Source organism: Prevotella merdae, assembly GCF_900290275.1.
Taxonomy (GTDB): Bacteria; Bacteroidota; Bacteroidia; order Bacteroidales; family Bacteroidaceae; genus Prevotella; species Prevotella merdae.
This window is the reverse complement of the sequence record NZ_LT985326.1, coordinates 338,165-361,112: the sequence shown is the minus strand read 5'-3', so window position 1 is coordinate 361,112 and position 22,948 is coordinate 338,165. Positions and strand designations below refer to the sequence as shown.

Here is a 22,948-nt window from a genome sequence, read left to right as displayed (position 1 = left end):
GCACTTTCGGTGTCAAAGGACAACAAGCAGATGTCATCGTCTGCCTCAAACTCTGCCCAATAGACATGTCCTCTTACCGATATGCCCATCTTCTCATAGTCGATGCCATAGTGTTCCGCCAACTTGTAGAGATATACGTTCTTGGTGTTCACCTCCATTGTTTGGAGCGTGTTCCAAAGGTCGGCTACCGCCTTGCGTTCGCCCATCACCTTGTACTGAGTGTCACAAATGTTTGCCATAAGTCTTCATTTTTTTTTATTCCCTAATTTTGCATCTGCAATTTCGGGATTGATTAAAATTTTGTTGCCTCAAAAGGTGTCTGTGCTTTTCCTGCAAGGTTCTCTGCTCAAATACGACCTGCAAGGTGGAGATTTTAGCAAGAGACCATAGGCACTGACCTTGCAAGGAATATGGGTACAGACATTACCTTTGCAACCAAATTTATCAAAGCCCAGAAATGGTGATGAAGATTCATGTAACGGAGTAACAATTAGAAAAGTTGAGTTGTAAGGATAAAAAAGCCAAGAACGACTTGAAACAAGCGATTACAAGTGGAAAGTAACAGAAATCATACAAGAGTTCTTACTGGCGGAAAGAAAGAGAGCGACAACCCAATACTGCACATGGCACGGTTGGGCTATCGCTCCGCAATTCGTTCAGTTCATCCAATCCATTAGTATATATATCCTAAGATGAATGAATTTATATTTGTGTATTGGCTTTGGTTGGCTGCCATAGACAAGTAACACATCTTTTTTCTTTCCGCCAGTAAAAATGGTTCTTGAAGTAGAAGTAACAGGGAAAATGGTTGTTGGGTAGCAAAATTTGTTGCACAGGATTTGTTTTTCATTTTGTTGGTTCTTTCTTGTCACCCAATAAAATGATGCTTACGTTTGCGTTTTCGTGTACCTACTGATAATCAAGTAGGTAACAAATAAGAAATATCGTCTTTCAATGTACAACGCTGATACACCGCCGAAAGCCCCACGCCAGTGTAAGTATATAGAAAGCACTCTTGACAACGAACAATAGAATCGTCCGAAGCCAATAAGGGCTGTATATAATACACCTCATGAGGCGTTCTTTGTTGCTTTGTTCTTGACTTGTCGTTGAATTTGCGAGATTCTTATAGCGTCAAAACCAAAGCGTACAAAAACGCCTTTTACCATATGTATGTCTGCCCAACCTCTGCCCATCGGGGCTTTCGGTATGGGTATAGACGTTACAAAGGTAACAATTTTACTTTGGAAACCACTATGTTTAGCTAACAAAACATGATTTTAAGGTCTGATTTAACATTATTAAATATAAATATGTCAAAGAATTCCACTTTTGCGTGATTTTTCTTGCTAAAAAGTTTGTATTCTCAATGATTATTCGTATCTTTGCACCGTCAGTTCCCACCAAGCCTCTCAACGATGCTCAAATGCGTGGGGCTTTTTTGTATATATACGTTCACTCTCAAAATACGCTAATGGAAAGATTACCGCACTTCATGAAACATTATATGGCAGAGGCAGACTTGATGGCTCTGTTGAAAAGTCGTGGGCTTGTCATTTCCGATGAAGACAAAGCGGTACGGTATTTGGAGAGCATCGGGTACTATCGTCTTTCTGCCTATATGTACCCATTCTTGAAAGCTCCAAAGGAAACTCATCAGTATAAAGATGGTACAACTTTCCAACAAGTGTTGAATCTCTATCGTTTCGACAAGAAGTTGCGTATGCTTCTTCTCAATGAGATTGAGAAAGTAGAGATTGCTATTCGTCGTGCCATTATGAATATTCCAGTGCAGATGACAGGAGATATTTATTGGCTGACAAATTCTGTTCACTTTGCCAACCAAAGAACTTTTCAAGAAACAAAGAACACCATCAACAGAGAATATACGAAATCAACAGAAGAATTTATCAAGCATTTCAAGAACAGCTATTGCGACCCATATCCTCCATCATGGATTTTGGGTGAGTTGCTGACGATGGGCAATGTGAACATGGTTTACCGTAATCTGAAAGCAGACAAGATACGCAAGCGCATCTCTCATTATTTCGGCTTGCAACCTATCGTCTTGGAATCTTGGATAACATCTTTGACTTTGTTGCGAAATGCCTGTTGTCACCATTCAAGAGTGTGGAACAAGGTAAGTTCTATCATGCCTGTTACTCCAAGAAGAATTGCTCATTCCTGGATTACCCTGCCAACAAACCCTCAAAGAGTGTATTTCACAATCTGCATCATCAAATATTTCCTTGACATCATATCATCTAACAATGATATGCTTGATAAGATGAACAGACTTTTTGCTACGTTTTCAGAAATAGATAAGGCTGCCCTTGGTTTTCCTTCTGGTTGGGAGAACGAACCATTGTGGCAATAAAAGGTATATGGAGTGACTACTAACCACCTCACATCACCCACATTTTTTGTAAATTCGGTGTGACAGAAGGTTAAAAACGTTAAATCTTCACCTTTTCGTATCTAAACAGAATCCACACAGTCACTTTTCTACCGTTTAGAGCGTATAATACTGATAATCAACTGATAACAGATACAGCGGATGCAGTAGCTTGACAAGTATTGAGCTGCCATCTGGTATTACTTCGTTCGGAAGACGATGTTTCTTTAATTGTGGCAATTTGAAAAGTGTCTATTTGGCCGATGGTATAACATCGTTAGGGGAAGAATGTTTTGAGGGGTGCAGCGGCTTGACAAGTATAAATTTACCATCAAGTATAACATCGTTAGGGGAAGGATGTTTTGAGGGGTGCAGCGGCTTGACAAGTATAAATTTACCATCAAGTATAACATCGTTAGGGGATTATTGTTTCTCTGGTTGCAGTAGCTTGACAAGTATTGAGCTGCCATCTAACATAACCTCGTTAGGGGCATCTTGTTTCCGGTATTGCGAAAGCTTAACAAGTATCAATTTGCCATCAAGTATAATCTCGTTAGGGGCTTATTGCTTCGAGAGGTGCAGAAGCTTGACAAGCATCAATTTGCCATCAAGTATAACATCGATAGGGAGATCTTGTTTCAGTTCTTGCAGTAGCTTGACAAGTATCAATTTGCCATCAAGTATAACATCGTTAGGGGCTTATTGCTTCGAGAGGTGCAGAAGCTTGACAAGTATTGAGTTGCCATCTGCTCTAACTTCTTTGGGAGAAGATTGCTTCAAGGAATGTAGTCATTTGACGAGTATGTTATGTTTGGCTGTAGAGCCACCAAGCTGTGTTCTATATGAATATACTAATACACATAACACAAGTGTAGTTAATAATACAATGAGACTTTATGTTCCTAAAGAGTCGGTTGAGAAATATAAGCAAAGTGATGCATGGAATAGTGCCAAAGGCATCTATCCTTTATATCCGACAAGCTCTGTTTCGTTGGCTAAAGAAGTATCTGTAAATAAAGCAAAACCGACAAAATTAGAATATACTATATTGCCAGAAAATGCAGGAACTAAAGAGCTTGAATGGAGCTCTGAGAATCCTGAGGTGGCAACTGTTGATGCCAATGGTGTTGTGACTGGAAAGAAATTAGGCAAAACCGTAATTACAGCAAAAACAAAAGATGGTACTGACATAACGGTTTCGACTAATTTAACGATATTGCCTTTGTATGTAGAGACAATGGCATTTGCAGAGCCGTCGGTTTCTATAGTCAAGACAGAGGACAAGACAATAACGCTTACTCTTAACTCAGAGGAGGTAGACAATAAGAGTATGGTATGGACAAGTAGCGACGAGAGTGTTGCCACTGTTGTTCAGAATCCTAACTCTTCATATCCTCTTGAAGCCATAGTTACGGCCCATAAGATAGGAAAGGCCACTATTAAGGCTGAGGCACAGGACGGTTCGGGCATTAGCGCTACGTGCGAGGTGGAGGTAACTCCATTGATGGTAAGCGACTTCTCGTTGCAGACCGCATCTGTTGTGAAGACTATTCCAACACAGCTGGAAGTAAAAGTTTCTCCTGCTGAGGCTGACAATAAGAAACTTAAGTGGACAAGTCTGACTCCTGATATAGCCACAGTTACAGAAGACGGAATGCTGACAGGATTGAAGATGGGTACAGCTCAAATAAAAGCTGAGGCATTAGATGGCTCAAACATCTCTAAGACTTTTAATGTGGAGGTAACGGGTCTGCCTGTTAGTTCGATATCTCTACCCACAACCCCAGTCTCTGTTGTTAAAACTAAGACTGGTAAGATTAAGGTGGTTGTTGAGCCGTTAGAATCGGATAACCAGAAGTTGACATGGACGAGCAGTCGAACAGATATTGCTACTGTTGACAATGAAGGAGTTGTTACAGGCAAGAAGGTAGGCACTACGCGCATAACAGCATCTACAACAGACGGAACAAACCTCAAGGCTTTTGTTGATGTCAACATTGAACCGTTGAAGGTGGAAACAATGACTTTTGCAGAACCGTCAGTTTCTATAATCAAGACTGAGGACAAGACAATAACGCTTATTCTTAACTCGGAGGAGGTAGACAATAAGAGTATGGTATGGACAAGTAGCGACGAGAGCGTGGCTACTGTGGTACAGAATATGAATGCTGTATATCCGCTTGAGGCAATAGTTGTAGCGCATAAGGTGGGTAAGGCTACGATAAAGACAGAGGCACAAGATGGTTCTGGCATGAGTGCCACTTGCGAGGTGGAGGTGACTCCATTGATGGTAAGCGACTTCTCGTTGCAGACAGCATCTGTTGTGAAGACAATTCCAACACAGTTGGAAGCCAACTTTACTCCTGCTGAGGCTGACAATAAGAAACTTAAGTGGACAAGTCTGACGCCTGATATTGCCACCGTTACAGAAGACGGAATGATGACGGGCTTGAAGAAGGGTACAGCTAAGGTTAAGGCAGAAACTACAGACGGCTCTAATCTGTCATGTGTATTTGAGGTACAGGTATTGGGACTACCAGTAAGCACAATATCATTGCCTGCTGAATCGTCGATAGTGAAGACAGAAAGCATGAAGTTGGAGTATTCTATCCTTCCGCTTGCTTCGGACAATCATAAACTGAAGTGGAGCAGCAATGCTACTTATATTGCTTCTGTGGATGAGAGCACGGGTGTGATAACAGCACACAAGGTGGGCGATGCTATTATTACAGCCACAGCAACCGATGGTTCTGGCATATCGGCTTCTACCAAGATACATGTAACACCACTAAAGGTGAGCCAAATAGAGATGCCTAAGGAGATTTCTCTGCTTCACACGTTGAGTAAGCGAATAGAGGTAAATATAGCCCCTGAGCTTGCCGACAACAAGACTTTGAAGTGGACCAGCGATAATGAAGATGTTGCTACTGTAACACAAGAAGGTGTTGTGAAGGGTCTTAAGGTTGGATATGCCAACATTACAGCCACTGCTACCGATGGCTCAGAAGTGTCGGCTACTTGCAAGGTGACGGTAAAACCTGTAGTCATTGACCTTTCTACCAAGACCATCAACCTGCGTAAGGGCGAAAGCTATGCAGAGCAGATTGTAACTGTGTTGCCTGATAATTACGAGCATAAGGAGGTAGTGTGGGCTTCGGCAGACAATAGCATTGCTTCGGTAGATGGCGAGGGCATGATAACCGCTGTTAAGCCGGGCATCACCACCATCAAGTATTCGCTGGGCTATGATAGCAGCATTACAGCTGAGTGTAAGGTTATAGTTTACGACGAGAACGTGGTTTATGTGGGTGGTATCTACTATATCATAGACAAGCAGAAGTCGGAGGCTACCGTTACGAGCATCTATGGCGGAAAGAACACGTCGCTTGATGCCGAGCAGGTGGCACAATGCTACTCAGGTACTATAAATATTCCAGATAATGTAATATACGAGGGCTATAAGTACACCGTTACAAAGGTGGGAAGCTACGCCTTTAATTGTCAGAACGAGTTGCAGAGTATCTATATACCTCGCACTGTGAAGGCAGTGGAGCCTTATGCAGCCATAAAGGCAGAGAAGCTTAACCGTGTGAATGTGGCTGACGAAAGTCAGTTGGAGAACATCGGCGAACAGGCATTCAAGATGTGTATAGGTTTGAAGCGATTCGTATTCGACGGCACATCGTTGAAGCTTAACACCATTGGCAATGCAGCATTCAATGGTTGTACGGCTTTGGAGAAGGTGCAGTGGAATGGAAAGAGTGAGTTGAAGACCATTAAGGATTACGCTTTCTTCAAGTGTACGTCGCTCAACAACTTCAACATGCCTAACTCTACGCTTAGTGTTGGCAATTCTGCCTTCCGCTATAACGAGGGTCTTACCGACATCAATCTCTCTACCTCGCTCAACTATATTGACGAGTATGCGTTTGGCGAGTGCGGATTCAGCCATATCACATTGCCTGAGTCGTTGGCAAACATCCAGGCAGGTGCCTTTATCAACAACGAGCACTTGCAGGAGATAACATTGCCAGAGTGTCTGCAAGGTTTGGGTTCGGCAGCATTCGAGAACAACTCGGCTTTGGAGTCGGTAACGTTCCATACAGCTCTTGAGACAATGACCATTGGCAACAATGCGTTCAACCAGTGTCCGGTATTAAGCAAGGTGTTCATCACCAATATGAAGAGCTTTGCCCAGACCAACTTCAACAATGCCAAGGCAAACCCAGCCAACACTTCACAGCATATATACAATGCTGACGGCGAGGAGATAATAAACGTGGTGCTGCCTAGGGGTACTAAGTATATCAACAACAACGCGTTTAACGGTTGCGCATATATACAGAGCATCAAGATGCCGGCTACGATGGACCACATAAACGATGATATCTTTGTGGGCTGTTCGGCTTTGAAGGATGTTTATTGCTATGCCGAGGAGGTGCCGGAGTTTATCGGTGTTAACGATCCTTCGACAATGAATGATGTGTTTGCCAATGCAACGCTGCACGTTGTATATGGCCATGAACAGGCTTATAAGGCAGATGCTTGGTGGAAACGATTCAGCAATGTAGAGGGTTGCGACGCTCCGAGTGACGATGAAGTGACAAGTGTAGTGCTCAACCAGACTGAGCTTACAATGAAGCCAGATGAAACCATACAGCTTACGGCTACTGTATATCCCGCCAATGCCGCTAACAAAAAGGTGGTATGGACCAGCAGCAATGATGAGGTGGCAATGGTCACCGAAGACGGATTTGTATTGGCCATGGCTGAAGGTGAGGCGGACATCACCGCTACTTCGGCAGAAAACAGCAGCATAAAGGCTGTTTGTCATATCAAGGTGGAGAAGGAGAAGGTGCCAGTGGTTACTATCGTTGGCATCAAGTTTGAGGAGTCGCCAGTGACAATATACACTGGTGAGAATAAGAAGCTGAACGTAATCTTCGATCCTATTGATGCTACCAATAAGCAGCTTGAGTGGAAGTCGACCAAGACTTCGGTTGTGGATGTAGATCAGGAGGGCAACATCCTTGGCGTAAGCGAGGGTAAGGCTATCATCACAGCAAAGACAACGGATGGTTCTGACCTCTCTATCAACTGTGTAGTAACTGTTGTACCGGTTACAGGCTTGAATGGTATTGCTATGGGTGATGTCAAGCTGATAGTAGAGAAACGCCACTTGAAGGTGGTTGGTCTTGCCGAGAACGACATCATCAAGATTGTGGACTATGCTGGTGTGCCTGTATACATTGGCACCGACCATGAGGTAGATCTTAATTCGGCTGGTGTTTATATCGTAAGAATCAAGGGTATGACCTTGAAACTCCATATAAAATAAAGCTGTGCTTTAGTGTTGATACAAAAAGAGAGGGAGCTGCTCAATAGAGTGGCTCCCTCTCTTTTTGTATGAATTATTTTAATTCCAAATCCAGCTCAACGGGGCAATGATCGCTGCCGAATATCTCGTTGTGTATAGAGGCATGAGTTATTTGGTCGAGCAGTCTTTCCGACACGATAAAGTAGTCGATACGCCATCCGGCATTTTTCTCGCGTGCCTTAAATCGGTACGACCACCACGAGTAGGTAGTATCCTCGGGATGCAGCCTACGGAATGTATCCACAAAACCATTGTCAAGGAAGCGTGTCATTTTGGCGCGTTCCTCGTCGGTAAAGCCAGCGTTCTTGCGGTTGGTCTTGGGGTTCTTTAGGTCAATCTCCTGATGTGCCACGTTAAGGTCGCCACATAATACTACGGGTTTCTTCTTGTCCAAATCCTTGATGTAAGCCAGAAAGTCGTCCTCCCAAGTCATGCGATAGTCGAGCCTGCGTAGGCCGTCTTGCGAGTTTGGCGTATAGCATGTAACGAGGTAGAACTGTTGCATCTCGAGCGTAATGACGCGTCCTTCGTGGTCGTGCTGGTCGATGCCTATACCATATGTAACTGATAGCGGTTGGTGGCGTGTGTATACGGCTGTGCCCGAATAGCCCTTTTTGTCGGCATAATTCCAGTAGGATGTGTATCCAGGAAACTGTAGGTCGAGCTGACCCTCTTGCATCTTGGTCTCTTGCAGACAAAAAAAGTCTGCGTCGAGCGCGCTGAAGGAATCCTCGAATCCCTTCTGCACGCATGCACGCAGACCGTTAACGTTCCATGAAATAAATTTCATATATAGCGTTTTTGCTTGTTTCTATTGTGTTATTCGTATCCGCATGTCACGATGAGCGGACGGAAGTAGTTGATTGGGAATGATGGGTAATAGTCTACCGGTTCCTTGTCTACGGAGATAGAGGCAAAGAGCATGTTGAGCTTCATGTTTCGGCTGCCCGACTGTGTGTATATGCCCACGTAGTAGTTCATCTGGAACACGAAGTATACGGTGTGAGACTCGCCGTTGTACTCAAGCTTCTTTGAGATGATGTAGGGGTTAAGTATAAACTTGTATCCGTTGGTAAGTGTAAACTGCGGGTCAGAGCTTGGCACAAAGTACTTGCACTTGATATCCTCGGCAGGTAGCTTGCTTATGGCTGTACGCAGGGCACGCAATGTCTTAGCTTGGTCCGATTCGTCTTTAGACGAGATGTAAATGGCAGAGTCGAGCATGTTGATAGGGAAGTTGCGCACAACGATCAACGAGTCTTCGCCACGGTAAGGGTCGCCAGCCTTGCAGTCCCAACTTGTAATATTGTTGTACATTGATTCCCACTTTGTGCCGTCGGCGCTTGGCTTCTGTATTTTCAGCTTGCCGGTGTATGTGCCATACATCTGGCTTTGTATCTGCTTTTGCTGTTCGGGTGTGTAGGCGCTGTATCCGTCGTCGGTGTTGCACGATGTGAGCGACATTGCAATGGCTCCGATAAGGAGCAAGAATAATGCTTTAAGATTCTTCATTGTTTTGTTTTTTTATTGTTTTAAAATTGTTATACGTTTTGCCTATGCTATACATATATATAATACAGCAATATGCAAATCATTGCATTGTATAACAATTTTTTTTTAGAATTTTCTTGAATCCGAGTTGATGAGATTCATAAATTCCTGGCGTGTCTTGGCCTGCTCGAATGCTCCAGAGAAGTCGCTTGTCATGGTTATAGAACCCAGCTTTTCTACGCCGCGCATCTGCATGCACATGTGCTTGGCCTCTATCACAACCATAACGCCAAGCGGATGCAGCGTCTGTTCGATGCACTCGCGTATCTGCTGTGTAAGGCGCTCTTGCACCTGCAGACGGTGGGAGAATATGTCGACAACACGTGCTATCTTGCTTAGGCCTGTGATGTAGCCGTTGGGTATGTAGGCCACGTGTGCCTTGCCGTAGAAGGGCAGCATGTGGTGCTCGCAAAGAGAGAACACGTCGATGTCCTTTACTATCACCATTTGGTTGTAGTCTTCCTTGAAGAGGGCATCGGTAAGAACCTTGTGAGGGTCTTGTGTGTAGCCACGTGTAAGCACCTGCATAGCTTTGGCAACGCGCATAGGTGTCTTTTGCAGTCCTTCGCGTTCTGTGTCTTCGCCAAGTAGCGATAGCACTGACTTGTAGTGTGATGCGAGTTCGTCGAGTCCCTCGCGGTATTCTGGATTCAAGTTCATGAGTTTTGAGTTTTGAATTTTGAATTTTGAGTTTTGAATTATGCGCTTTGCGCATTGTGAGTTTTTGAGTTTTAAATTTAGAGTTATTGCGAATTCTTAATTCCTAATTGAATAATTCAACATCGGCGTAGCCGACAATTCCTAATTCCTAATTCAAAACTCAAAACTCCTTTAATACGCTACTGTAATCTTTCCGCTAACGATGCAAGCTTGCTTGTATCCCATCTTCCGCACCTGATGCAGTATGGCGCTTGCCTCCTCGTATGTGCGGTAGTTGCCCATACGGCATATCCATCGTGGCGAGTAGAAGTGTACGTATACTGGTTGGCTTGGGAAAGCTTGCTTTACGGCATTGCCTGCATTCTGTGCCTTAATCTTGTCGTTGCGTGTATTGCCTCCGGCAAAAACCTGCACACGATAGCCGTTGACCTTGTACGAGCGTCGCATAACCTTCTTGCGTGTATCAACTACCTCAGGCTGTTCGGTCTCGTGTTCCGAAGAAGGCTCATGGCGAGCCTGCTCATGATGGGTCTGCTCGTATGATCGGTGGGCATTATTGGTTGAGTCGCCGTTATGTTGTTGGGTGTTGTGCTTTTGTGGCTCAGCATCCTGATTGTTCTTCTTTTTGTTTGGAGTGTTGTTTTGATGCGTAGGCTCTGCTTGTTTCTTTACAGGTTCTTGAGCTCTTGCGCTAACGTTGGCGTTGTTAACCAACTCCTCTATCTCGCGACTCTGTGTCACGACAACGCTTGCCTTGCCTTGCTGTTTCTGTTGCAGGTGCTGTGTGTAAGTCTGTGCCTTGGCGGCTGTGGCAATGCCAAGCATAAGGCATAAGATGAAGTATAAGCATTTCATTGGTTGTGTGTAAATTGAAAATCAGTGAGACGGCAATGCCTGTGTGGGCATGCAGTCTCACTGTTTCTTTTAAAGAATATCTTTTTAATTACTTCTTCCAAGCGTCAATGATGCCCTTGAAGTCGGCACACTTCAATGAAGCGCCACCAATCAAGCCACCGTCGATGTTAGGCTTAGAGAAGAGTTCAGGAGCGTTGCTTGCCTTGCAGCTACCGCCATAGAGGATAGATGTGTCCTCTGCAGCCTCGTTGCCATACTTCTCGGCTACGATAGAGCGGATGTATGCAAGCATTTCCTCTGCCTGGTCAGATGTGGCAGTCATGCCAGTACCAATAGCCCAGATTGGCTCGTAAGCGATGATGATGTTCTTCCAAGCCTCTGCGTCGAGGTGGAATACCGAACCTTCGAGCTCAGCCTTTACTACATCGTTCTGCTTCTCTGCCTTGCGCTCCTCGAGAGTCTCGCCACAGCAGAAGATTACCTTCAAGCCATGTGCAAGAGCGAGGTCTACCTTCTCCTTCAGAATCTCGGCTGTCTCGCCATAGTACTGGCGACGCTCAGAGTGGCCAAGGATTACATACTGTGCACCAGTGCTCTTAACCATTTCGGCAGAAACCTCACCAGTGTAAGCACCCTTCTCCTTGTCGGCGCAGTTCTCAGCACCAAGACCTACAACAGAAGAATCCAATACGTTGGCAACAGAAGCCAAGTGGATGAACGGAGTGCAAATTACTACGTCGCAGTTAGGCTTTTCAGCTACAAGTGCCTCGTTGATTTCCTTAGCGAGAGCTACACCATCCTGCAGGTTGAGGTTCATTTTCCAGTTACCTGCTACAATTTTCTTTCTCATTTTCTTTTTTTGATTTAAAGATTTGGAATATATTATTCTCTTTCTGTTTACTTCTTACCCATTTGGTCCAAGCCCACAGTCGGTCGGCAAGCGACAGTAGGAACAGTGGCAGCAAGAATGTCAGCACAACCTTTAGTATGCTTGACGACATTCCGTTATCTGTTGGCATCTGTCCTATAGACAATTTGTTTAGTGGCGCCGTCAGTTCATCGGTCTGTGGCAATAGGTTGTGGCTCCACTTGCCTATTATAGTGCCGTTCTTCAGCAGTAGAAGTCCGGGGTTGGAGCGTATTATTGTCTTGAGCGTTGTCTCGTCTGACAAGCAGAAGGGATATTCTGCACCAGTTATGTCGCGCCATCTTGTAATGTCTTTGTCGGTAGAAGCCGTAAGACAGTAGAAGGCTGCGCCTTGCTCTTGGGCGTATTCGTATATTTGGTCGATGTCGCCAAAGTTGCTGTCGTCTGCTTTTGCTAACGATGGGGCTATAAGCAGAAATGTATATCCAGGGCGTGAGAGTATTGAGTCGGTAATATCTTCACCAGTTGTTGCCGAGTCGATGATAAAGTCGTGTATAGGTGGCTCGTATCCTTGCTTGGTAACAACCGTACGGGCATCTACAAACTGCCATGTAGAGTCGGGATAGTTGTCGACTGTAAACTCCCTTGTCTTGCCATCCTTTTGCATGATGAATGTTGTGGCATACTCGGTTTGTGGCGCTCCCTCGGGTACGGTCATGGCTTCCTTTATGTTGACACCTATGTGGTAGGGGCGGAAGTCGAATGTTGGGAGTGCGTACAGACACCAAAGGCTTGTGCCTAGGATGTAGACTACTGCATAGTTCATCACCAACCACTGGTTGGATGGCGATATAAGTCGCAACATACATGCCGGTTGCCAAGCCACTATAGCCGCACATGCTACCAGCAGTATATTTTTTAGCAGCGTCTCGCCATTAGTCAGTATGAATGCATCGCCAAAACATCCGCAGTCTTTTACGGGGTCGGCAATGTATATCCATACAGTTATCAGCGTCATCACGGCCATAAATGCCAGTGTTAGACGTGTTGTTATCTGGCGTTTTATTGCAAACAGCATGAATACGCCGAGTGCAAACTCTATAGCTGCCAGCACCACTGCCAATAGTAGTGTGGTCCATTGTGGCACCATACCGGCAAGGTCTATCGCCGCCAGATAGTCGGTTATCTTATATTGTGTGCCCAATGGGTCTATGGCCTTGACATATCCTGATATGATAAATGTTACGGCAAGAATCAGTCGGCACACGTTAACTATGATAACTCGCAACTTGTTCATAGTTCTTTGTTTTCGAGCATCTTTATCGCACCGAAGCATGCGTAGTTAATAATGTCCATATAGTTGGCGTCGATGCCTTCCGACACGAGTGTAGAGCCATTCAGATTCTCAATCTCCTTAACGCGCTGTATCTTTGTAAGGATAAAGTCGGTGTAGCTGCTTACGCGCATGTCTCTCCATGCCTCGTTATAGTCGTGGTTCTTGCGCAACATAAGCTCCAGACACTTTTTGGCGTGCTCGTCGTATAGGTTTAGTGCCTGGTCGGGAGTCATGTCTACAGTGTCGGCATATCCTTTCTCAAGTTGTATGAGTCCGATGATGCCGTAGTTGATAAGTGCAATAAATTCTGGGCGTATGCCTTCTCCCACAAGCGATGTGCCTGTAGTCTCAAGTGAGCGTATGCGTTTTGCTTTGATGAAGAGCTGGTCGGTAAGCGATACCGGTCTCAATATGCGCCATGATGCACCATAATCGTGCAGCTTCTTGGCAAATAGCGAGCGGCATTCTGCCATTACGTTTCTAAATTGCTCTTCAGTCTTGCTGAATTGTTCGTCTGTATTATTCATAATTCGGCGCAAAAATACAAATTTCCTGTGATATATACAAGAGATTGCTTGTGATATGCACAAGATACGAGCCTATTTTAGTGTTGTTTCTGTCGCAAGTGTATCATTCTCACCACGCCACACATAGCTTCGTAGCGTGCTTGCAGTGAGTCGCGCTTTACGGTCATCATATTGCGGCGGTAGAGATTGGTCTCTGTTTTAAGTGCCTCTGTCATTTCTTGCAACTTTATGTCTGTGCTTGCCACATCTGCCTGAGCCAATTTTAGTGATGCGTTTTGCCATAGGCGCAATGCCGTCTTGCGGGCTTCTATTGCCTGTGGATAATGCTCGCGCAACAGCACAATAGAGTCGAGTGTAGCTCGGTAATTGCCGCTTTTATACAGCGAGTCTATTTTGGCGAGCAAGGGCTTTGCCTTGTCTTCTTCGCTCTGCGAGCATGCAGAAAGCAGCATAGCTGCCAATAATATGGTGATTAGGTGTCTCATAATTGGCAAAAGTACAACTTTATAGCGCAATGGGCAAGTAAATTCGGAATATTTAACTTTAAGCTAAGAATTTTGACTTGTATCAAAAAAGGAATGCCGTTATGTAAGTTTTGTGTTTATTGTTTGCGTGCACAGGTTTCTGTTTGTATCTTTGCAACGTCTAAAAGACATAAAGGATAACATTTAGGATAACAAATTAAAAGAAAGGAAAAAGATTATGGTAACTATGTTGTTATTGGCTGTTGTGGCAATTTCTCTTGCCCAGGTCATTAGTATGGCACACAAGATAGACATTAAGTAAACATTACTTCTTAATGCTATCAATGCCTTCTTCTATTTAATCGAAGAAAAATTTGGTAAGTTGTTAAAATATTACAGCCGGCAGACTATGTGTTTGTCGGCTGTTTTTTTATATGTGTATAAACACAAAAAATCTCATACCACCATCGCTGGCAATATGAGATTTTATGCTGCGCTTCAGCATTTATTAGCTGTGTTATAATAATTTACAGTTATTTCTTTTCTGAGTTGACAGCCTTGATCTTCTGGCAAACGAGCTCCAGATCGTCACGCAACTTCTGTACCTTGCGGTTCATCTCATCGATAAGGCTATTGCCCTTCTTTGAGCTTGCATTAAGGAATCCAAGGTTATTCTCGTATGTCTGAATCTCTTGACGCAACTGGTCGCGACGGCGCATAAGGCGTCCGCGCTCAGAATCAAGAGCTTCCTCGCCACGCTTTGCCACGTTCTTCAAGCCTGACTTAAAGTCGTCCAAACGACGACGGCGTGTAGAGATATTGAGCTGCTTGTATATATTGTCGAGCACTTCGTGGAACTCGGCATACAGCTTGTCCTTATCTTTGTAAGGCACATGTCCCACCTTATTATATTCTTCTACCAGAGCCTGAACATTCTCGCGTGTTGTTTCGGCAGCGTTCTCAAGCATAGAGCGAAGCTTTGCAATAATCTCGTTCTTCTTGTTAAGGTTGGCATGCTCCTCATTGCGTGTTCCGGCGTTGGCTGCATTACGTGCCTCAAAGAACTTGTTGCATGCTCCAAGGAATTCGTTCCAAAGCTGGTCGCCAAGTTTCTTTGGCACCATGCCTATAGTCTTCCATTCCTTCTGCAATGCAATGAGCTTGTCGCTTGTCGACTTCCATTCTGTAGAGTCGGCCAGTTCCTTAGCCTTTTCAACAAGAGCGCGCTTCTTGTCAGCATTCTCTGCAAATGTCTTCTTCATCTCCTTGAAGTATTCGGCTTTACGGCCAAAGAAGTCGTCACAGGCAGCACGGAAGCGTTCGAATATCTTTACATTCATCTTCTGTGGTGCAAAACCTATGGTCTTCCATTCATTCTGCAATTCGATAATCTCCTTAGAGCGCGACTCCCAATCGCTGGCTGTCTTGTTCTCCACTTTACCCAGCTCTTCAACCTTCTCGCATAGAGCTGTCTTGCGTGCAAGATTCTCGTCTTCCTTAGCGCGAATCTGCTCGAAGTGCTGCTGATGGCGCTTGTTGATAACTGTAGAAGCAGCCTTAAAGCGTGTCCATATCTGCTCGCGAAGCTCCTTTGCTACCGGACCTATTTCGCGATATTGCTGGTGCAACTCCTGCAACTGATGGAATGCGCTGATAACATCCTCCTCATTGGCAAGGTTTTCTGCAGCCTCACACAGCTTGGTCTTAAGCTCAAGGTTCTTCTTGAAATCATATTCGCGAGCCTCTGAGTTTAGCTTCAGCAAGTCGTAGAACTGCTCTACATACAGCTGATAATTGCGCCAAAGCTCATTTGCCTTGTCGGCTGGTACGGCCTTGATGTCCTTCCACTGCTGCTGCAGTTCCTTGAATTCATTATATGATTTGTTGGCTTCATCGGGCGATGTAGCCATAGCCTTTATCTTTTCTATTATCTCGAGTTTCTTTTCGAGATTAGCCTGTTTTTCAGCCTCTTGCTCTTGGAACACCTTTTGTCTTTTTTCGCGTACGATAGCCATTTCTGCCTTGAATGCTTCTTCATCTTCATCAGGCAGAATCTGATAGGTTGCAGGGTCGCCGCCACCATCAATGTATTCCTTAAGTTTGGCTTCACGCTCTGTGATGTGCAGTTTGTAGAACACGGTCTTTAGAAGGTCTATCTCGTCCTTGTTAGGATTCTCGTCGCTTGCGGCGATTTCCTTAAGGCGTTCAACCACCTCTTTCTTGTTCTTGTACACTTTGGCGTTCTCTACTTTTTGAGCGTCAGCAGCCTGTGTGGTCTGCTCTACGTTCTGTTCTTCTTGTGCACCTTGCAACAGGGCGTTTTCTTGAGAGTCCATCATTTAACTGTTTTAAGTTTATGATACGGGTAATTCAAATACACAACACTTAGCCATCAATATTGATATTGTTTTGTTGTTTGTGGTTAACGGCTTCGTGTTATTTCACGTTTAAATAGGTTGCAAACTTAATAAAAAAAATTGAATATAAGCGAAAAAAGTAATTTTTTTTCGCTTATATCCTATAGTACGCTCGGCATGAGCATTGTCTAACGGGTGAAAGTCCCGAGCAAGCCCTAATAGCGGGAATTGCATAGTCAAAGGCAAGGGTGTTCATCGCGAGATGAAATCTGAAGGAAGCCCAAGACAAACATCTGACCTAACGGACAGAAACTTCATATAAGGCATGTGACCGTGGGTGAGGTTGCTATTCAAACCAAAGCCCAATAGCTATTCGGAACGGTCGGTGTAAATGAAGTAGGTATAAGATGGAAAGACAACGCCCTTATCCGAGGAGGTCTCACGGACGCTTCAAATAGTTGTTTTTACGAAAGAAGTGGAGTAAAGCTTGCCGTGAGAAGTCAGCAGACGTCATAGTAGTGCAACAATCGATAACGTTGCACGAAGGGCTGAACCTAACAATTAAACGATAGTAATTGAAACATACCTTATGAAGGAAAGAATGCAGAAAACATTATCCCAAGTTAATGGCTGCCCCCAAAGAAATAGGTCGGAAACCGAATGGTATGGGGGAGTGCAGACCTTCATGTGGATGTGTGAAGACAACATCGTGGAAGTACCATTCGACAAGGAACACCTTTTCGAGCAAATTCTTAGTCCCACAAATCTCAATCGAGCATACAAAGCAGTTATGAGAAACAAGGGCTGTGGTGGTATCGACAAGATGTCGTGCGAGCAATTGTTCCCATGGCTCCTGACCAATAAGGATGAACTCACCCGTTCCTTGATGGACGGTTCTTACCGTCCGAACCCAGTAAAAAGGGTAGAAATACCCAAGGACAATGGCAAGATGCGCCTGTTGGGAATACCTACAGTAGTAGACCGTCTGGTGCAACAAGCCATCAACCAAGTATTGACTCCCATCTATGAGAACCAATTCTCCAAGACGAGCTACGGCTTCCGTCCGAGAAGAGGATGCCATGACGCACTACGAGGAGCGCGAAGGATAGTCAACGAAGGCTACATATATGTAGTCGACCTTGACCTTGAACGCTTCTTCGACACGGTGAGCCATAGCAAACTCATAGAAATCCTCAGCCGTACGATAAAAGACGGCAGAGTGGTCAGTCTTATACACAAATATCTCCGAAGTGGTGTAATGAACAAAGGTTTGTTTGAAGCGAGCGAGGAAGGAACTCCCCAAGGCGGTCCGCTAAGTCCATTGTTGAGTAACATAATGCTCAACGAATTGGACAAGGAACTTGAACGCAGAGAACTCCCCTTTGTGCGCTATGCCGATGACTCGATGATATTCTGCAAGTCCAAAAGGGCTGCAATGCGAGTGAAGGAGTCTATAACCCGATTTATAGAGAATACTCTATATCTCAAAGTCAACAAGGAAAAGACCGTAGTGTCGTATGTGCGCGGAGTGAAATACCTCGGCTACTCCTTTTATGTGATGAAAGGCGAATGCCAACTCACGGTGCACCCAAAGTCCAAAGCCAAGATGAAGTCAAGGTTGAAAGAACTGACAAACCGCAGCAATGGATGGGGATATGCCAAGAGAAAGCAGAAGCTGAAAGAATACATACGAGGTTGGGTCGGCTATTATCACTTTGCCAATATGAAGCGTCTCTTGCTTGTAACAGACGAATGGTTAAGACGTAGAATACGCATGTGTATATGGAAAGCTTGGAAGAAAGTCAAGACAAAAGTGGCAAACCTCATTAGATGCGGTATCAATAAATACCAAGCATACGAATGGGGTAACACTCGCAAGGGCTATTGGCGAATAGCTGACAGCCCTGTTCTAAAAAGGGCGATAGATAACAATAAACTACGCTCCGCAGGGTATGCTACTTTAATGGAGGCGTATCTCGAATGGTATCCAAAATAGGAACCGCCGTATGCGGAACCGCACGTACGGTGGTGTGAGAGGTCGGAAAACGAAAGTAGGAAGAAAACTGCTTCGTTTTCCTCCTACTCGATTAAACAAGCTTTATAGCAGTCGTTTGTGGCGTAGTATGACCCACGACAGCACCGATACCACAACAGATATGATTAGTGCTACGGGGAATCCCCAACGATAATCTTCCATGCCGTTGATTAGGTTCATACCAAAGAGTGATGATATTAGCGTAGGCAACATCATCACGATAGACACTGACGTGAGGGTACGCATCACGGTATTCATGTTGTTGTTGATGATGCTCGAGTAGGTGTCCATTGTCGATTCAAGGATGTCCGAGTATATGCTTGTTGTTTCTCTTGCCTGCGACATCTCGATGTTTACGTCCTCGATAAGGTCGGCATCAAGCTCGTCCACTTGCAACTTAAACTTCAGTTTGGCAAGCAATGTCTCGTTGCCTCGGATGGATGTTGTAAAGTATGTAAGCGAGTCTTGCAGTCGCGACAATGCTATAAGCGACTCGTTGTTCACGTTATGGTCGAGGTTGTGCTTGGCCTTCTCTATAAGTGTGTTGATTTGCTTCAATCGCTTAAGGTACCAAACAGCCGATGATAGGAACAGTCTGAAGATCATGTCCACATAGTCGGTAAATCCCTCTCCGCGCTTTTGATGGTACGACACAAAGTCAATCATCATGTTGGTCTCGTAATAACACACAGTGATGGTTACATCACGCTTGTGTATTATACCGAGAGGTACAGTGGTGTATGGCGTACGCGAGCGTATCTCCTTGACGTATGGTATACGCAAGATGATAAGCATCCATCCGTCGTCGTACTCATAACGGGCACGTTCGTCGGCGTCGCTGATATCGGATAAGAAATAGTCGGGTATATTGAATCGTTCTTCCAACAGTTGCTGGTCTTCGTCAGTTGGACATGTTACTTGAATCCAGCAGTTGGGCTGCCATTCCTCGATTTGCTTGAGTGTAGAGTTGGTGTTCCAAAATGTTCTCATAAAGATAATCTCCATGGGTTTAATAATGCGGGGAGACCAGCTTTATGATGCCGTCCTCCTGCACTACAAGTTCATATTTTCCGCGTGATAATCGTCCATAAAATGTTATGATTTGATTTTTCGACTGCAAAGGTACGCAAAATCGTTTACATATTATTATAAGTTTTCGTATTTCTTTCGGTTTTTAACAGGATTGCAACAAATAACTACAGCACGTAATGGCTGTGGCATTGGCGCTGGCTTTTATAAAATAACTGAAGTTTCGCAAGTGAAAGTAGTTAAGAAGTTAAGGAGTTGTCGCACCCTATGGTCACTAAGGAGTTAAGTCATTAGCTTTTTACTTTATTTATAGCACTAAAAGCATTTGGCTTAACTTCTTAACTCCTTTAACTACTGAATTCTCTGAACTTGCGAAAGTTCAGTAAAATAAATAAAAACAAGCTTGTTTGTTTTGTATTGTCTTTGAATTCCATTAACTTTGTACTTAATAATTTAAATTTATAATATAGCAAGAATTTGGAACTAAAGAAGACCATAAACAATACGCTTAAGGTAAGTCTCTCGCTGCTGCTTGGCGGACTGATTCTGTACTGGATGTATCGCGGTTTCGACTTCGGTAAGGTTGAGCAGGTGTTGCTGCACGACATGAACTGGATGTGGATGTTGCTTTCATTCCCGTTTGGCATACTTGCACAGATGTTCCGTGGTTGGCGATGGCACCTTACACTTGAACCAGTTGGCGAACATCCGCGCACTTCTACCAGTATCAACTCTATATTTCTTTCTTATGCCGTTAGCCTGCTGGTTCCTCGCATAGGCGAGTTTGCGCGTTGCGGTATATTAAGACGTTACGATGGAGTTTCTTTCCCTAAAGCTTTGGGTACCGTAGTGATGGAGCGTGCTATCGACTCGCTGCTTGTAATGCTTATTGCCTTGCTCACATTCATCTTCCAAATTAAGATATTCAATATCTTCTTCAATCGCACCGGTACCAATATCGATACCATACTTGCCGGATTCTCCACAACCGGCTATATCGTTACTGCCGTGTGTGGCATTGCGGTGTGTGTGCTGTTATGGTATATCATGCGTAGGTTTGCTATATATAATAAGGTGAAGTCTACTGTCAAGGGAATATGGCAGGGAGTGATGTCTATACGCAATGTCAAGCACCCTGTTCTCTTTGTGGCTTTTACCCTTGCTATATGGGGCAGCTACTTTCTTCACTATTATCTTACGTTCTTCTGCTTCGAGTCTACAGCCCATCTTGGTATGGCTTGCGCTCTCGTTACCTTTATCGTGGGTAGTATTGCTGTTATTGTGCCTACTCCTAATGGTGCTGGTCCGTGGCATTTTGCCGTTAAGACTATGCTTATACTGTATGGTGTAGCCGATACCGACGCTCTTAACTTTGTGCTTATTGTACATAGTGTGCAAACTCTGCTTGTTGTGGCTTTGGGTGTTTATGCCTGGGCTGCATTGGCTCTTACCAAGAAGAGAATTACGAATTAGGAGTTACGAATGACGAATTATAGATTTTTTTAATACATATTACTATGAGTGAAATCAAAAACCTAAACCCCGAGTGTATTTGGCGCAACTTTGATGCACTGACACAGGTGCCGCGCCCATCTGGACATCTTGAGAAAGTACAGCAGTTCTTGCTCGACTTTGCCGCACGTGTTGGAGTGGAGGCATTCAAGGATGCTGCCGGAAACATTGTTATGCGCAAACCTGCTTCTCCGGGTATGGAGAACCGTAAGGGTATTATTCTTCAGGGACACATGGATATGGTGCCACAGAAGACAAAGGAGTCGACCCATAACTTCGAGACCGACCCTATTGAGACATATATAGATGGCGATTGGGTACGTGCCAAGGGTACTACACTTGGTTCCGATAACGGTATGGGTGTTGCTGCTATTATGGCTGTTATGGAAGACAAGACATTGGTACATGGTCCTATCGAAGGTCTTATCACAGCCGATGAGGAGACAGGCATGTTCGGTGCTAACGACCTTCCTGCCGACGAGCTTAATGGCGATATACTCCTTAATCTCGACTCGGAGACTTGGGGCAAGTTTGTTATCGGCTCGGCTGGCGGTATAGATATTACTGCTACTCTCGCCTATAAGGAAGTGGCTACCGACAAGGAGGACGCTGCTGTAAAGGTCGTTATCAAGGGCTTGAAGGGTGGTCACTCTGGTCTTGAGATACACGAGGGACGTGGCAACGCCAACAAGCTTATGGCTCGCTTCGTTCGTGAGGCTATCGCCGAGTATGGCGCACGTCTTGCTACATGGCATGGTGGCAATATGCGTAATGCCATTCCTTTTGAGTGCGAGGTAGTGCTCACATTGCCTAAGGAGAATGTTGAGGCTTTGAAGGAGAATGTTGAGGAATGGTGCAAACTGTTCAACCACGAGTATCGCACAATCGAGGAGAATATCCAGTTCTTTGCCGAGGATGTTGCTACTCCAGAGAACGAGACTCCTGAGGAAATTCAGGACAACCTCTTGGACGCTATCTATGGTTGCCACAACGGTGTACTGCGTATGATTCCGGTGTTCCCAACTGTTGTAGAGACATCATCCAACCTTGCTATTATCGATATCGAGGGTGGACATGCCTACTTCAAGCTGCTTGCCCGTTCGGCTAACGAGAGCATGCGCGACTATATTGCCAAAACTCTTGAGTCGACATTCTCTATGGCTGGCATGAAGGTTGAGTTTAGCGGAGCATACGGTGGATGGGATCCTAACACCGACAGCGAAATTTTGCACCTGCTTGAAAAGAACTATCTTGAGCTGTTTGGCGAGGAGGCTATCGAGCAGGTAGACCATGCTGGTCTTGAGTGCTCGGTTATCCTTGAGAAGTATCCGCACCTCGATGTTGTGTCTCTTGGTCCGACGCTTCGCTCACCGCACACCACTATTGAGCGTTGCAACATCTCTACAGTTGCTCCTTTCTGGGAACTGTTGAAGAAGACTATGGAGACAGTGCCAGTTAAGTAATTTCGCTTGCGAATTTTGAACACCTTATTACATATACAACAAAAAGCCCAGAGCATCAATGCTCTGGGCTTTTTGTTAGCATCTTAGAAGATGCCCCATTTTTTCTTGCGTTTGGGTTGTTCGTGTTGAGTCTCAAACGAACCTTCGTTTATAATGTCTTCCCACGTTTGGCGTTTCTGTATCATGCGATATATCTGTCCCCAGTCGGGTAAACCTCCCAGGTTGCGGTCGTCAATAAATAAGTCTGCCTTTAGCTTGCGCGAGAAGTGGTTGTTGTTGTCAAGCGTCTCTTCTGGATAGTCCTTGTTGACAGCATAAAACTCAACACCACGATCCTTGCACCATTTAACGGCATCGTCAAGCAACTTACCCTCTCTTACACTCCACATTATCAGCTTGTGGTTCTGCTTCATAAGCATTTTCAGTGTCTCGGTGGCAAATGGAATCTCGCGTCCTATTGCTGGGTATTTGTGTTCAACGATAGTGCCGTCAAAGTCAACAGCTATAATCATATTCTTT

At 44.7% G+C, this 22,948-nt stretch carries 14 protein-coding genes and 3 pseudogenes; 6 read left to right on the top strand and 11 right to left on the bottom strand.

The window, feature by feature from the left end; genetic code table 11:
- Positions 1–239: pseudogene (locus tag C9991_RS15435) on the bottom strand (hypothetical protein); the annotation flags it as partial.
- Positions 240–1,474: 1,235 nt separating this feature from the next.
- Here C9991_RS15435 and C9991_RS15430 point away from each other — a divergent pair.
- The 3 genes and pseudogenes from C9991_RS15430 (at position 1,475) to C9991_RS15425 (ending at position 7,733) form a co-directional block, all read left to right on the top strand.
- Positions 1,475–2,377: an Abi family protein gene (locus C9991_RS15430; protein WP_106813362.1), complete on the top strand. Its 903-nt coding sequence runs from the start codon at positions 1,475–1,477 to the stop codon at positions 2,375–2,377.
- A 178-nt stretch (positions 2,378–2,555) separates the two neighbouring features.
- Positions 2,556–3,179: pseudogene (locus C9991_RS17325) on the top strand (leucine-rich repeat domain-containing protein); the annotation flags it as partial.
- 102 nt (positions 3,180–3,281) lie between these two features.
- Positions 3,282–7,733, top strand: a complete 4,452-nt coding sequence (locus tag C9991_RS15425) for an Ig-like domain-containing protein (protein WP_232823368.1) — start codon at positions 3,282–3,284, stop codon at positions 7,731–7,733.
- Positions 7,734–7,806: 73 nt separating this feature from the next.
- Here C9991_RS15425 and C9991_RS15420 read toward each other — a convergent pair whose 3' ends face one another.
- The 8 genes and pseudogenes from C9991_RS15420 to C9991_RS15385 all read right to left on the bottom strand — a co-directional run bounded on the left by C9991_RS15420 (position 7,807) and on the right by C9991_RS15385 (position 16,372).
- Positions 7,807–8,562 (bottom strand): exodeoxyribonuclease III, encoded by a 756-nt coding sequence (locus C9991_RS15420; protein ID WP_106813360.1) that lies wholly within the window; start codon positions 8,560–8,562, stop codon positions 7,807–7,809.
- Between the two features lie 29 nt (positions 8,563–8,591).
- The gene (locus C9991_RS15415; protein WP_106813359.1) at positions 8,592–9,284 is read right to left on the bottom strand and encodes a DUF4840 domain-containing protein; all 693 of its coding nucleotides are present in this window, start codon (positions 9,282–9,284) and stop codon (positions 8,592–8,594) included.
- A 105-nt stretch (positions 9,285–9,389) separates the two neighbouring features.
- Entirely contained in the window at positions 9,390–9,983 is a 594-nt protein-coding gene (gene folE, locus C9991_RS15410; protein WP_106813358.1) for a GTP cyclohydrolase I FolE, read from the bottom strand.
- Positions 9,984–10,154: 171 nt separating this feature from the next.
- Positions 10,155–10,838: an SPOR domain-containing protein gene (locus C9991_RS15405; RefSeq protein WP_106813357.1), complete on the bottom strand. Its 684-nt coding sequence runs from the start codon at positions 10,836–10,838 to the stop codon at positions 10,155–10,157.
- Positions 10,839–10,926: 88 nt separating this feature from the next.
- A pseudogene (locus C9991_RS15400) lies at positions 10,927–13,003 on the bottom strand (BT_3928 family protein).
- The gene (locus tag C9991_RS15395) at positions 13,000–13,569 is read right to left on the bottom strand and encodes a DUF1599 domain-containing protein (RefSeq protein ID WP_106813356.1); all 570 of its coding nucleotides are present in this window, start codon (positions 13,567–13,569) and stop codon (positions 13,000–13,002) included. The pseudogene C9991_RS15400 and the gene C9991_RS15395 overlap by 4 nt, the downstream one beginning before the upstream one ends.
- 77 nt (positions 13,570–13,646) lie before the next feature.
- A complete protein-coding gene (locus tag C9991_RS15390) occupies positions 13,647–14,054 on the bottom strand; it encodes a hypothetical protein (RefSeq protein ID WP_106813355.1) in 408 nt (135 codons plus the stop codon).
- Positions 14,055–14,566: 512 nt separating this feature from the next.
- The gene (locus C9991_RS15385) at positions 14,567–16,372 is read right to left on the bottom strand and encodes a DUF349 domain-containing protein (protein ID WP_106813354.1); all 1,806 of its coding nucleotides are present in this window, start codon (positions 16,370–16,372) and stop codon (positions 14,567–14,569) included.
- A 607-nt stretch (positions 16,373–16,979) separates the two neighbouring features.
- Between C9991_RS15385 and ltrA the strand changes: the two genes are divergently transcribed.
- Positions 16,980–18,386 (top strand): group II intron reverse transcriptase/maturase, encoded by a 1,407-nt coding sequence (gene ltrA / locus C9991_RS15380; RefSeq protein ID WP_106810824.1) that lies wholly within the window; start codon positions 16,980–16,982, stop codon positions 18,384–18,386.
- Between the two features lie 102 nt (positions 18,387–18,488).
- Here the strand turns inward: ltrA and C9991_RS15375 are convergent, their stop codons facing one another.
- Positions 18,489–19,415, bottom strand: coding sequence for a magnesium transporter CorA family protein (locus tag C9991_RS15375; RefSeq protein WP_106813385.1), 927 nt, complete (start codon positions 19,413–19,415; stop codon positions 18,489–18,491).
- Positions 19,416–19,931: 516 nt separating this feature from the next.
- Here C9991_RS15375 and C9991_RS15370 point away from each other — a divergent pair.
- The gene (locus tag C9991_RS15370; RefSeq protein WP_106813353.1) at positions 19,932–20,927 is read left to right on the top strand and encodes a lysylphosphatidylglycerol synthase transmembrane domain-containing protein; all 996 of its coding nucleotides are present in this window, start codon (positions 19,932–19,934) and stop codon (positions 20,925–20,927) included.
- Positions 20,928–20,971: 44 nt separating this feature from the next.
- Positions 20,972–22,429 (top strand): aminoacyl-histidine dipeptidase, encoded by a 1,458-nt coding sequence (locus C9991_RS15365; protein ID WP_106813352.1) that lies wholly within the window; start codon positions 20,972–20,974, stop codon positions 22,427–22,429.
- An 83-nt stretch (positions 22,430–22,512) separates the two neighbouring features.
- Here the strand turns inward: C9991_RS15365 and C9991_RS15360 are convergent, their stop codons facing one another.
- Positions 22,513–22,941: a BT0820 family HAD-type phosphatase gene (locus tag C9991_RS15360; protein ID WP_106813351.1), complete on the bottom strand. Its 429-nt coding sequence runs from the start codon at positions 22,939–22,941 to the stop codon at positions 22,513–22,515.
- Positions 22,942–22,948 lie beyond the last annotated feature (7 nt).